Source organism: Marinimicrobium sp., from assembly GCF_002695945.1.
Classification (GTDB): Bacteria; Pseudomonadota; Gammaproteobacteria; order Pseudomonadales; family Cellvibrionaceae; genus Marinimicrobium; species Marinimicrobium koreense.
Window position 1 is genome coordinate 1 of sequence record NZ_NZQP01000051.1, and the last position, 12858, is coordinate 12858.

A 12858-nucleotide genomic window follows, 5' to 3' on the forward strand; every position below is an offset into this window, starting at 1 on the left:
GTACCGTTTGGAGACCCGCCGTGAATACATCCCTGTAGGCTTCTCGTCGGCTCCCTGCCTCCGAGAGTCTCCAAACGGTACACCCGCCGAGGCCTAAGTGCCATAAATCTAACTGGGTGGTTCCTGCATCGCTATTTGTGGCACTGAGGTTCTGGAGGCGGTACAGTCTTTGGAGACTCTCGGAGACATGGATGTCGACGAGAAGCCCCCATGGATGGGTTCACGGCGGGTCTCCAAAGACTGTACCGCCTCCAGAACCGGTCTCAACGACAACGCACAAGGTGGTCGAAAGTATGTTTTTTGGTACCAGAAAGCTGGAAATGCCCACGCGGGATCAGGCCTTGAAAGGGCGTGATGAGGCGATGAAACTCGACGGCGACAATGCCAAACACTTTGTCAAAGGTACGCCACTGCAGCCACCTTTCCCGGAAGGGCTGGAGCAGATTGTTGTCGGCATGGGCTGTTTTTGGGGCGCCGAGCGGTGCTTCTGGCAACTGCCTGGCGTCTACAGTACCGCCGTCGGTTACGCCGCCGGTTATACCCCCAATCCTACCTACGAAGAAGTCTGCTCCGGCTACACCGGACACAACGAAGTCGTCCTGGTGGTGTTTGACCCCACCGTTGCGCCGCTCAGCAGCATTCTCAAAACCTTCTGGGAAAATCACGATCCTACCCAAGGCATGCGCCAGGGCAATGATCGGGGTACCCAATACCGCTCCGGGATTTACACCCAGAATGCCACACAGCAAGCCGCGGCGGAGCAGAGTCGGGAGCGGTATCAGGCCGCGCTTGAGGAGCGGGGCAGGGGAGAGATAACCACAGAGATCCAGCCGGCCGGCCCGTTTTACTATGCTGAACCTTATCACCAGCAATATCTGGCCAAAAACCCGGGTGGTTATTGCGGATTGGGTGGTACTGGCGTTAGTTGTCCAGCGCCTTGATGGACTCAATGCAACGCATGGGTGTCAGTATCGGAAACGTTTCGGCGGATGCGCGCTTCGCGCTTATCCGCCCTACTTAACCTGCCGTGCTACCCGTAGGGCGGATAAGCGCGAAGCGCGCATCCGCCGTAACCAGAACCAAACAAGGGCACCCATGCAGTGCCAAAAAACGCCTGTCTGCGGCGAAGATTACAGAAAATCCAGATCCGGATTATCCTTCATGATTTCCTTCAGCTCGTCCGACTCTGACGCCTTCTGCTCCAGCACCTCCCGGACGAATTTCAGATACACCGTATAGATCACCGGATCCTGACCGTCCTCATGATCGACCAGGAAAAAGGGTGCCCGGTCGACCTGGTACTGGCGGGCCAGTTGCATCCCCGGGCTGTTCGGGTCGCGTTCATCCGCCACCAGAATGTCGTCGATGCGACTCATATGGCCGCTTTCTTTCAGCTTCTGCAGGACGTCCGCGCACTTCGCGCAGGGCGAGCCGTCTTTGAGTATCTTTTTTACCAGCGTGATGGTCATAAGCTTACCTCGTGGCGTTCTCGGAGCATTGTCTCGCCCGGCCTGCTATCACGTCACGACTTGACGTTATCAGCGTGCAACCCGCATTCTTTCTTGGTTGATTCTTCCCACCACCAGCGGCCTTCCCGCTCGTGCTGGCCCGGACCAATCGGGCGTGTGCAGGGTTCGCAACCGATGGAGACATAACCCTTGTCGTGCAGCTCGTTGTAGGGAATCTCCATAGCCCGAATATAGTCCCAAACCTGCTGGGAACTCCAGTTGGCCAGGGGATTGAATTTCACCAGCCGATCGCCGGGGCGGGCAAACAGCTTATCGTCCTGAATGACCGGAATGCCGTTGCGGGTGCCCGGGCTCTGGTCTTTGCGCTGCCCGGTAACCCAGGCGTCGACTTCCAGCAGCTTCTTGCGAAGCGGGCCGATTTTGCGGATGCCGCAGCACTCCTGATGGCCATCCTGGTAGAAACTGAACAGGCCTTTTTTGCGCACCAGCTCGCGAACGGCCTCTCCGTCGGGTGAAAGGACATCGATATCGACCTTGTAGTGCTCACGCACCCGCTCAATAAAGCGGTACGTCTCGGCGTGCAGGCGTCCGGTATCCAGCACGAATACCTTGATGTCCGGACGTATCTGGTGGGCCATGTGCACCAGAACGACGTCCTCGGCACCACTGAAAGAGACGACGATGTTGTCGAACTCGCTCAGGGCGAATTCCAGGATTTTCTGGGGCGAGGCCTGTTGCAGTTCGGCGTCCAGATCGACGGTATTGAGTAGTTCGCTCGACATTGATAATTCCATGGCTGGGGTTGGCTGATCACGGCGGAGAAGAATACCAGAGGCCGAAATAACTTCCTAATACCCAGTCTTTATGAGGTTATTCCATCACTGTCTGCCCCTATGTGTCCGATGGAGTGCTCCGTGGAACATTGGGCAAAGTTTCATCAATTTGGCGACGTAATGCACAGCATCTAGTGGTTTTGTTGGGTGAAAACCCCACATATCGAATAAAAAATCAACAAAATGGTCATAAAGTAACGATGGAAAAATAACTTTTGTGCTAATTATTCGTGGATTGATATGCTTTCTGGATCTATGTTCCACGTGAAAACCCCGGAGTCACAATACGCGCAGGAGGAGGGGAAGCAAGTTGCGTTTCGGCAGGCAAACCGGTAAATTTGCCCGCATTTTCCGGGCTCTGTCCGGGCGACTGTCAATACACTGCGGGGGTAATTGTGGAAATAGCCTGTCTCGACCTCGAAGGGGTTCTGGTTCCGGAAATCTGGATTGAGTTTGCCAAGGTTACGGGGATTGAAGAGCTGAAAGCGACCACCCGGGATATTCCGGATTACGATGTGCTGATGAAGCAACGCCTGCGCATTCTGGAGGAAAATGGCCTGGGATTGAATGAAATCCAGGAGGTCATTGCCAAGTTGAAGCCGCTGGATGGTGCTCCCGAGTTTGTGGACTGGTTGCGCGAGCGCTTTCAGGTCATCATTCTTTCCGATACCTTTTACGAGTTCTCCCAGCCGCTGATGCGCCAGCTCGGTTTCCCCACGCTGCTGTGTCACCGCCTTCAGGTGAATGAGGATGGCAAGGTGGCGGATTACACGCTGCGCCAGAGAGATCCGAAGCGCCAATCCGTGCTGGCGCTGAAAACGCTGTATTACCGGGTGATAGCGGCGGGCGACTCTTACAATGACACTACCATGTTGGGTGAGGCGGATGCCGGCATTCTGTTCCATGCACCGCAGAACGTCATTGACGAGTTCCCCCAGTTCCCGGCGGTGCACAATTACGAAGACCTGAAGAAGGCCTTTATTGCGGCCAGTAATCGGGATTTGGCGCTGTAGGGCGTTTTTGTGGTGTCAGCGTGAAGGTGGCTTGGCGGCGGATGCGCTTTTAATCGCTGCGCTCGGCCCCTACGCAGGTTTATACCGCTGCGCTCGGCCGTAGGGCGGATAAGGGCGCAGCCCGCATCCGCCGCAACCAAAACCAAACATACAAAACACCCACGGGGCGCCGCTCACGCCTTGTCGGAAAACTCCCGCTCCAGCGTCTCCATCAACACCCGCACTTTATTCCAGCTTTCCTCGTATTCTGACTCGGGTTCAGAATCCGCCACGATACCGCCGCCACCCCAGCAGTAAATGCGCCCCTGATTGCAGACCAGGGTGCGGATGGCAATGCTGGTATCCATATTGCCGTCGGCGCTCAAGTAGCCAAGGCTGCCGCAATACACCGAGCGTCGAACCGGCTCCAGCTCCTCGATGATTTCCATGGCCCGGACTTTCGGTGCGCCGGTAATGGAGCCGCCGGGGAAGCTGCCGCCGAGCAGCGTCAGGGCGTCGGCGTCAGGGTCCAGCTCCCCGGTGACCGTGCTGACCAGGTGATGAACGTTGGCAAAACTCTGCAGTTCGAACAGCTTGGGTGTGTGAACGTTGTGACAGCTTTTGCTCAGATCGTTGCGCAGCAGGTCGACAATCATCAGGTTTTCCGCCCGGTTTTTGGCGCTCTGGGCCAAGGCCTGCGCCTCAGCCCGGTCGGCCTCCGGGTCGCTCCGACGCGGCGCGGTGCCTTTGATCGGGCGGGTTTCCGCCTGCCTGTCGTGCAATGCGATAAAACGCTCGGGGGACAAGCTGATTACCGCGCCGTCCGCCAATGGGATAAAGCCGGAAAACGGGGAGGGCAGCGCCTGCCGCAAGGCCAGGAAGGCCCGCGCGGGATTGCCCTGGTAGTCGGCGTGAAATCGCTGGGCCAGGTTGATCTGGTAGCAGTCGCCGGCGTGGATGTAGTCGAGGATGCGACCGAGTTTTCTATGATAAGAATCTGCACTAAGTTCCGCTTTGAACGCATTGATATTAAAGCGATTTCCGGTTTCTTCAAGAAAACTCTCAAGTGCCTTTTCCGGCTCCCGGGCCAGCAGACGGGCACGAAGTGACTCAATGTCCTGTTCGGGCCGCGTGACCAGATAGGCCTTGGCGCTCTGGTGGTCCTGCACGATGGCCCAATCATAAAACCCGAGCCAGAGGTCCGGCAGAGTGATGTCCGCGGCGGCCTGCTCCGGCAGGCGCTCCAGGCAGCGAGCCAGGTCGTAGCCGAAATAACCGATGGCGCCGGTCGCAAAGGGAATCTCCGCGAGCGGGCTCAGCGGGGGTGGCATCAACTCGCGCACCACATCCAGGGGCGGGGATTCCCGGCGCTCTGGCGGTTGTCCACGCGGTTGAATATCACAATGGGTGCCCCGACAGGTGAGTTGTGTGTGGGGTTCGGCGGCCAGAATATCGAAGCGGCCGTAGTGGCTTCCCGGATGCCCGCTGTCCAGCCAGACCGGAGCCTCCCAGTCCGCCAGGCAGGCAAACCAGTGGGCACTATCGACGAAATAGGGCAGGGAACAGACGCGTGGGCTGGGCCTCATGGAATTAAACTACGGCTCATTCAGGGAAAAGCGGCATTCTAGCACGGGAACCCCATGCAATCCGGGTCCGGAACGCCTACAATAGCGGCCTTTTTCGCCCCCGCACGAGTTTGTCTTATGAAACACACGCCCACCGTTGGTTTTGTCAGTCTTGGCTGCCCGAAAAACCTGGTCGATTCCGAACGCATTCTGACCCAGTTGCGCACCGAGGGGTATCAGATTGTCCCGACCTACAACGATGCGGACATGGTGATTGTGAACACCTGTGGCTTCATTGACAGCGCGGTGGAGGAATCCCTCGGCACCATCGGTGAGGCGCTCAAGGAAAACGGCAAAGTGCTGGTGACCGGTTGCCTGGGGGTCAAGGAAGATGAAATCCGCGAAGTGCACCCCGGCGTACTGGGCATTTCCGGCGCCCACGCCTATGAAAAAGTCCTCGATCAGGTACACCAGCACCTGCCGCCGGCCAAGGACCACAATCCCTTTTTGGACCTGGTGCCACCCCAGGGCGTGAAGCTCACGCCACGGCACTACGCCTACCTCAAAATTTCCGAGGGCTGCAATCACAGTTGCAGTTTCTGCATCATCCCGGACATGCGCGGCAAATTGGTCAGTCGCCCGATCGGGCAGGTGATGAGTGAAGCCGAACGCCTGGTCAAAGCGGGCGTCAAGGAACTGCTGGTGATCTCCCAGGATACCTCTGCCTATGGTGTGGACGTGAAATACCGCACCGACTTCTGGGACGGCCGCCCGCTCAAAACCGACATGCTCAAATTATGCGAGGCTCTGGGGGAGCTGGGTGTCTGGGTACGCCTGCACTACGTTTACCCCTACCCCCATGTCGACAAGGTGATCCCGCTGATGGCGGAAGGCAAAATCCTTCCGTACCTGGATATTCCGTTCCAGCACGCCAGTCCGCGTCTGCTCAAGCTGATGAAGCGCCCGGGCCAGGTCGAGAAAACCCTGGAACGGATCAAGAGCTGGCGCGAACAGGTGCCAGACCTGACCATTCGCTCCACGTTTATCGTCGGCTTTCCCGGTGAAACGGAAGAGGATTTCCAACAGTTGCTTGAATTCCTGGAGGAGGCACAACTCGACCGCGTTGGCTGCTTTCAGTATTCACCGGTGGAAGGGGCGGCGGCCAACGAGCTGCCGGACCCGGTGCCGGATGAGATCAAGCAGGAGCGTTTCGACCGCTTTATGGCGGTACAGCAGAAAATTTCCGCCCAACGACTTCAGGCCCAGATCGGTCGCACTCTGGAAGTGCTGATTGATGAGGTTGATGAAGAGGGCGCCATCGGTCGCAGTTACGCCGACGCTCCGGAAATTGACGGCCTAGTCTACCTGAATGGCGCCGAAGGCCTGCAACCGGGCGATAAAGTTCAGGTTATCATTGAGCAGGCGGACGAATACGATCTTTGGGGTTCTGTGATCTAGCACTTATGCGGAGTCACAAAAATCTAATGTGGCACTGAGGCGTCGGCAAGGAACACCGGTTGCAGACTCTCGAAGGCATGGATGCCGACGAGAAGCCCCCAAGGATGGGTTCACGGCGGGTCTGCAACCGGTGTTCCTTGCCGGCGCCGGGCTTCTTAGAGCGCTTCTGACGTATGAATGCTATCCTCTCCATAGCTACTTACGGTTGCGGTGGATGCCTCCACCAGATCCAGCCGCTTACACCGTAAAACCCCACCATTGCCCAGGCGAAATTCCATTCGATCACGTTTTTGGCTTCGTACTCGAACGCGGGCAGAGTGATATCCACCGCCAGGGATACCGCGCCCCACAACCACTGAATTGACACCAGGGCAAACTGCCAGCGAACCGGGGTAATGATTTCGGCCGGGAGTCGATTCCGAGCGCTGAACAGCGACTGCACGCAAATCAACTGGGCCAGTAAAGCAAAGGCGAAATGGAAAATGATGCCGGTGCGGCGCATGAACTCGTAGAAACCACTCCCGGTCCCGAGATAGTTTGTATACAGCACCAGCGCCAGGGCGGAAATGATACCGAGCCAGAGTGCGGCGGTGTGTCGGCGGCGTGGGCCTATGCGCTGGTTCAACCACTGCCACTGAAGCAGCCAGTAAAGCACCAGCAGCATGCTGAGTGGCATCATCAGGCCGCGAAACAGGAAAATGGCATCGCCGCTTCGGGCCGCCCGGCTGATGGAGGTGCAGCCGTCGAGGAAGGGATTGCATGCCGGTGCGGCCTGTTGGTACAGCGCGATGCTGTAGGCACCGGTAACGGCCAGTAGTGGTATCAGGCAATTGAGCCAGGCCAGAATGGATGCAGATCGACGCACAATACCTCCTGATACTTTTCACCGCTTGCGAACCAGACCACAAAAACAGAAGGTCGCGTTGGCAGCGTCCAGAACTTCTTATAGTCTACGGCCAACTATTCGCAATACAACAATAATAGAGGTCATGGAACGTGTCCAAACGCAGGCAGACCAACCCCCAACAAACATCTCCCAACGCGACGCTCGGTCATCCGCCGTTGACCCGGATGGATCGGTGGCTGTTTTATGTCACCGCCAGTCTCACTGGCGCGACCGTCATGATGATCGAGCTGCTCGGTACGCGCATTATCGGCCCTTACTACGGGGTCAGCATGATTGTCTGGTCGTCGCTGCTGTCCACCGCCTTACTGGCGCTCTCGGTGGGCTACCTGGTGGGTGGACGTCTTGCCGACACCGCACCCTGGTTGCGGCTGTCCCACATCCTTCTGGTGACGGCGGTGCTGATTGGGGTGATTCCCTTGTTGAGCAAGCCGGTGCAGCTCGCCAGTAATGGCTTTGGACTGCGGGGTGGGGCGCTGCTCAGTGCGCTGATCCTGTTTACCCCCTGTCTGCTGACATTGGGAATGGTGGGCCCGTATGTCATCAAGACTGTCACCCAGGGCCTTGAGCGGGTGGGGCGAACCGCCGGGACGGTTTACGCGATCAGTACGCTGGGCAGTGTACTGGGCACGCTCTTTCTCGGGTTTTTTCTGTTGCCGCTGTTTGGAACCGAGGCCATCGTGGTCAGCCTGAGTTTGCTGATGCTGATCATGGCGTTTGTATTGGCACTCTATGAGCGTCAGCGCTTGAGGTCCGGGCATTCGCTGCTGGTCTGGGGCGTGTCCACGGCGGTGTTGGCGGCGGTGCTCTTGCTGGGGGTTGGCACTTCGATTGGTGAGCGGGATTACCCCGGCTCGGACGTCGTCTTCGAAGCGGAAACCCATTACGGCTGGGTCCGGGTCATTGATCAGCCGGAGCGCGGTATACGCTGGCTGATGTCGGGTGGCTCGACGATTGGTGCAGAAGATATGGAGACCGGGGTGGGCCTTCTGGGGTATCAGCAGGTTGTTGGTCAACTGCCCCGGTTTCATCCGGCCGGGGACTCGGCGCTGCTGGTGGGCCTGGGCAGTGGCCACCTGGTCAATACCTACGCCCGCTTCGGTGTACGCACCGACGCCATTGAAATTGACCCGGCGGTGGCTCATGCCGCGCAACAATACTTCAGCTTTGAACCGACGGGCGAGGTCGTGGTGGGCGATGCGCGCTATCGGATACAGCAACTTGAACGACGCTATGACCTGATTGTGCACGACTGCTTTACCGGCGGCGCTGAGCCGATTCATCTGTTGAGTCTCGAAATGTTCCAGACGCTGAAAGCCCGCCTGAAGCCCGGTGGTGTGTTGGCGCTGAATTTTGTCGGCCTGACCCACGATGGGGAACGCACCCCGGTGGAGGCCGTCGCCAATACCCTGGATCAGGTATTCGAACACCGCCGTACCTTTGTGTCCTCGCCGGAGGCAAGCTTCAATGATTTCGTGTTCGTGGTGTCGGACGACCCTCTGGAACTCAGTGGCCCCGCAGCGTCTCGCCAGTGGTTGCAGGCCCGGGAGGTGAGCGTTACGGGCGATACAGAGCTGGTGATTACGGATGACTTCAACCCTCTGGAAACACTGCATATTGCCAAGGCGGAGTACTACCGGGATCTGTTGATTGACCGGGTGGGTGAGTCAGTGTTGTTTTATTGAGCTACAATGGGTCTCCTTCACCGTGCCGGAGTCGTTGTTATGGCGGTCGTCGATAAACCTTTCTCTCAAGCCTGCGAGAACAATAAACAGCCCATACTGTCGGTGCTTGCACCGCGTTTCGCCACCCTGCGTCATGTGCTTGAAATCGGTACCGGTACCGGCCAGCATGCGGTCTATTTCGCTGCGGCCATGCCGCATTTGACGTGGCAGACCAGTGATCTGCCCGAGCATCATGAGGGCATTCAGGCCTGGCTGGCGGATTATTTCGGCAGCAATCTGAAACCACCACTGGTACTCGACGCCGCGCAGTCCCCCTGGCCGATCGAGCAGACCGATGCGGTATTTACCTCCAACACCTTCCACATCATGCCCTGGGAGGCGGTGCTCTCCCTGTTGGACGGGTGCGCGCGAATTCTGCCTCCTGGCGGCCTGTTGGTGGTTTACGGCCCCTTCAATGAACAGGGTGCGTTCACCAGCGACAGCAACGCCGAGTTTGATCAGTGGCTGAAAACCCAGGCGCCACACCGGGGCATCCGCAATCGACAGACGGTTGCCGAAGAAGCCGGGCAACGCGGACTGGAACTGACCGAAACCCTTGAGCTGCCCGCCAACAATCGCTGCCTGGTATTTGTGCGTCAGTAACACGATTGAGATCAGTGATTGATTAATGCCAGTGATGGTTTAATGCCGATGGTGGTTTAATGAAAGTCCCTGGACCGGGTGGACAGGGCATCCAGACGGTGGCTGAGATCTTCCAGGCGACCGGCGATCACGTGAGTGACTTCACCTTCCCGCTCCAGAATCCCGTGGACTTTCAATAGCCGGGCGGTCAGGTAGGCCTGTTTTTGGGCGCGGGCCGTTGCCAGCCAGACCACGACATTGCTGTTGCCGGTATCGTCTTCCAGGGTGATGAAGGTGACTCCGGCGGCGGTGCCCGGACTCTGTCGCCCGGTTACCACACCGGCGACGGCCACCATGGACTTGTGCTCCCGGGTGCACAAGTCCTTGGCCCGGGTAAAGCGACCGATAGCGCCAGCCTCATCCAGAAGAGTGATCGGATGACGATTCAGGGTCAGCCCGGTGCTTGCATAATCCTCCACCAGGTTGTCCAGCTCACTTGGGGCTGTCAGATAGTCCGCCTCGGGTTCGGCCGCCTTGTCTGGTTCATCAAGATGGGCAAACAAAGGCAGTGAATGACTCTGGTCCATCAGTGCCCAGCGGGTCTGGTAGCGGTTGTCACTGAGGTCATGCAGGGCATTGGCACTGGCCAGCGCTTCGAGGTCCCGCTGACTGAAACCGTCGGCTTTCAGTTGCGACACCTGTTGAAAACGGCGTTCTTCGCTCTGGCGGGGCTGTGCCACAAGCTGAGTCATGCCAGCCTCAGAGAGGCCTTTGACCAATCGGAAACCGAGCCGAATGGCCCAACCCTGATCGGTCTTTTCCAGGCCGTGATCCCGCTCCGAACGATTCACACAGACCGGTCGCACCTCCAACCCGTGACGGCGGGCGTCCTGGATCAACTGCGACGGTGAATAGAAGCCCATGGGGTGGCTGTTCAGCAGTGCAGTGTAGAACGCTTCGGGGTAGTGGTGTTTGAGCCACGCCGAGGCATAGGCGAGTAGGGCAAAGCTGGCGGAGTGGGATTCGGGAAAACCGTATTCGCCAAAGCCGCAAATCTGTTGATAGATACGCTCCGCGTACTCGCTGGTGTAGCCCCGGGCCACCATGCCATCGACCAGTTTGTCGTGAAACTTTTCCAGCTCACCGGTTTTCTTCCAGGCCGCCATGGCGCGCCGCAACTGATCGGCTTCCCCGCCGGTGAATCCGGCGGCCACCATGGCCAGTTGGATGACCTGCTCCTGAAAAATCGGTACCCCCAGAGTGCGCTCCAGAACGCCTCTGACTTCCTCGGAGGGGTAGTCCACGCCCTCTTCTTTATTGCGGCGTTTCAGATAGGGGTGGACCATGCCGCCCTGAATCGGACCGGGCCGGACAATGGCAATCTGGATCACCAGATCGTAATAGCAGGCCGGCCTCAGGCGTGGCAGCATGGACATCTGAGCCCGGGATTCAATCTGAAACAGTCCCACCGTATCGGCTTTCTGAATCAACCGGTAAACCGCCGGGTCGTCCATGGCGCCGGTCAGCTCGGAAAGGCTCAGTGAGCGGCCCCAGTGCTGGCGGACCAGATCAAAACTTTTACGCAGGGCGGTGAGCATACCCAATGCCAGAACATCCACCTTCAGCAGTCCGAGGGTTTCAATGTCATCTTTGTCCCACTGGATGACCGTGCGCTCGGTCATGGCGGCATTTTCGATGGGGACCAGTTCGTAGAGCGGGCCTGAGGAAATGACAAAGCCCCCCACATGTTGCGACAGGTGGCGGGGAAAACCGCGCAGCTCATTGACCAGCTGCACCAGTTGCTGGGCGGTTCCGGACTCCGGGTCCAGGCCAATATCGCTTACCTGCTGCTCCCACTGGCTGTCCCGGTCCCGCCGGTTGATGTTGCGAATCAGGAAGTCCAGGTGGGATTCGCCGATACCGAGTGCCTTGCCCACATCCCGCAGGGCACTTTTGAACCGGTAGCGGATAACGGTAGCGGCCAGGGCTGCCCGGGGGCGCCCGTATTTTTCATAGATGTACTGGATCACTTCTTCGCGCCGTTCGTGTTCGAAGTCCACATCAATGTCCGGCGGTTCATTGCGCTCTTTGGACAGAAAACGCTCAAACAGAACTTTGATGTGCCTCGGGTCGACAGCGGTGATTTCCAGGCAGTAACAGACCACCGAGTTGGCGGCTGAGCCCCGCCCCTGATACAGAATACCGCGACTTTGAGCGAAGACGACCAGGTCGTGGATGGTCAGGAAGAAGTGCGCGTAGCCGAGGCTGTCGATCAGATCCAGTTCCTTGTCGATCGTCGCTCGGACCGTTTCGTCGGGCCCTTCGGGAAACCGTTTCTGAACGCCCTGTTCGACCAGCTCACACAGATAAGAGAAGGGCGTTTGCCCCGGGGGGACGAGTTCCGCCGGGTACTCGTAACGCAGCTCGCCCAGATCAAAGGTNCAGCGCTCGGCGATATGGCAGGTTTCGGCCAGCCACTCGGGCTTGAACAGTTTNTCCAGTTTGGCGTGACTGCGCAGGCTCCGTTCGGCATTGGGGCAGAGCTTGCGGCCGGCCTTGGCAACGGTGGTGCCCAGCCGAATGGCGGTGAGCACCTGTTGTAGGGGCAGNCGCTCGGCCCGGTGCATCAGCACNTCACCGCAGGCGCACAAGGGCANAGCCAGATCCTGACCNAGCTGCTCGCAGTGNGCNATCATCCGGTGCTCCCGGTGCGTCAGGTGGCGCCGCACGCCCANCCAGAGNCGNCNCTCGTGGTGTTTTTTCAGCCACTGGCCCCAGCGCTGNTCCANTGTNCNNTCNCCGCANGGCAGCCATAACAACAANCCGTGCTGGATGGATTTCAGNTCCCACTTCTCCAGTTGGTACTGNCCNTTGGGGCTNCGCCGNCGGGCGTTACTGANGATCCGGCAAAGCTCGGCATAGGCCTGGCGGGTCGGGCAGAGCAGCACCAGNTCCANNCNGGGNGGCAGGCGCANCCGNNTGCCGACGATCAGGCGGGTCTNTGAGCCCAGCCGACGGTGCTCGGCGTAGGCNCGCACCACNCCGGCCACCGANCACTCGTCGGTCAGCGCCAGGGCCCGGTANCCCAGTTCGTCGGCCCGGTTCATCAGCTCTTCGGGNTGGGAGGCGCCTTCCAGAAAGGAGAAATTACTCTGGCAGACGAGTTCNGCATAACTCATGATNGCNCTTCAACTAAATACTGTTTNTATGTACAGTAATTGGATGCNNAAAGAGATGCAAGTGNTTCAGTGACTNGGCCTAGCCGCCGGCGTGGGAATGTAAGATTCTGTAACAACCGTGTACCTTTNNGGCGCCTCTGTTGTAAGCTTTG

The 12858-nt window shown here is 58.5% G+C and carries 10 protein-coding genes; 5 read left to right on the top strand and 5 right to left on the bottom strand.

The features are described 5' to 3' along the window. Positions 1–293: 293 nt before the first annotated feature. Complete coding sequence (msrA, locus tag CMG77_RS11575) at positions 294–941, top strand: peptide-methionine (S)-S-oxide reductase MsrA (protein ID WP_024460216.1); 648 nt, start codon at positions 294–296, stop codon at positions 939–941. 189 nt (positions 942–1130) lie between these two features. Here msrA and CMG77_RS11580 read toward each other — a convergent pair whose 3' ends face one another. Together CMG77_RS11580 and CMG77_RS11585 are read right to left on the bottom strand one after the other, a co-directional pair. Continuing rightward, the gene (locus tag CMG77_RS11580) at positions 1131–1469 is read right to left on the bottom strand and encodes a hypothetical protein (RefSeq protein WP_286807200.1); all 339 of its coding nucleotides are present in this window, start codon (positions 1467–1469) and stop codon (positions 1131–1133) included. Between the two features lie 53 nt (positions 1470–1522). Continuing rightward, positions 1523–2251 carry a phosphoadenylyl-sulfate reductase gene (locus CMG77_RS11585; protein ID WP_024460214.1) on the bottom strand — a complete coding sequence of 243 codons (729 nt, stop codon included), beginning with the start codon at positions 2249–2251 and terminating at the stop codon, positions 1523–1525. Between the two features lie 446 nt (positions 2252–2697). On the opposite strand from CMG77_RS11585, the gene thrH reads away from it, so the two are divergent. Continuing rightward, positions 2698–3315, top strand: coding sequence for a bifunctional phosphoserine phosphatase/homoserine phosphotransferase ThrH (gene thrH, locus CMG77_RS11590; protein ID WP_286807198.1), 618 nt, complete (start codon positions 2698–2700; stop codon positions 3313–3315). 173 nt (positions 3316–3488) lie between these two features. Here thrH and pabB read toward each other — a convergent pair whose 3' ends face one another. After that, the gene (gene pabB, locus CMG77_RS11595; protein ID WP_286807197.1) at positions 3489–4880 is read right to left on the bottom strand and encodes an aminodeoxychorismate synthase component I; all 1392 of its coding nucleotides are present in this window, start codon (positions 4878–4880) and stop codon (positions 3489–3491) included. Positions 4881–4997: 117 nt separating this feature from the next. Between pabB and rimO the strand changes: the two genes are divergently transcribed. After that, on the top strand, positions 4998–6317 hold the full coding sequence (gene rimO, locus CMG77_RS11600) for a 30S ribosomal protein S12 methylthiotransferase RimO (protein WP_286807196.1): 1320 nt from the start codon (positions 4998–5000) through the stop codon (positions 6315–6317). A gap of 199 nt (positions 6318–6516) precedes the next feature. Here the strand turns inward: rimO and CMG77_RS11605 are convergent, their stop codons facing one another. Beyond that, on the bottom strand, positions 6517–7182 hold the full coding sequence (locus CMG77_RS11605) for a hypothetical protein (RefSeq protein ID WP_286807195.1): 666 nt from the start codon (positions 7180–7182) through the stop codon (positions 6517–6519). A 131-nt stretch (positions 7183–7313) separates the two neighbouring features. Here CMG77_RS11605 and CMG77_RS11610 point away from each other — a divergent pair, with 131 nt between their 5' ends. Both CMG77_RS11610 and CMG77_RS11615 read left to right on the top strand, forming a co-directional pair. Further along, entirely contained in the window at positions 7314–8906 is a 1593-nt protein-coding gene (locus CMG77_RS11610) for a fused MFS/spermidine synthase (protein WP_286807194.1), read from the top strand. A 39-nt stretch (positions 8907–8945) separates the two neighbouring features. Next, positions 8946–9548 (top strand): DUF938 domain-containing protein, encoded by a 603-nt coding sequence (locus CMG77_RS11615; protein ID WP_286807193.1) that lies wholly within the window; start codon positions 8946–8948, stop codon positions 9546–9548. 56 nt (positions 9549–9604) lie between these two features. Here CMG77_RS11615 and CMG77_RS11620 read toward each other — a convergent pair whose 3' ends face one another. Next, on the bottom strand, positions 9605–12706 hold the full coding sequence (locus tag CMG77_RS11620) for an error-prone DNA polymerase (RefSeq protein ID WP_286904546.1): 3102 nt from the start codon (positions 12704–12706) through the stop codon (positions 9605–9607). Between the last annotated feature and the right edge of the window lie 152 nt (positions 12707–12858).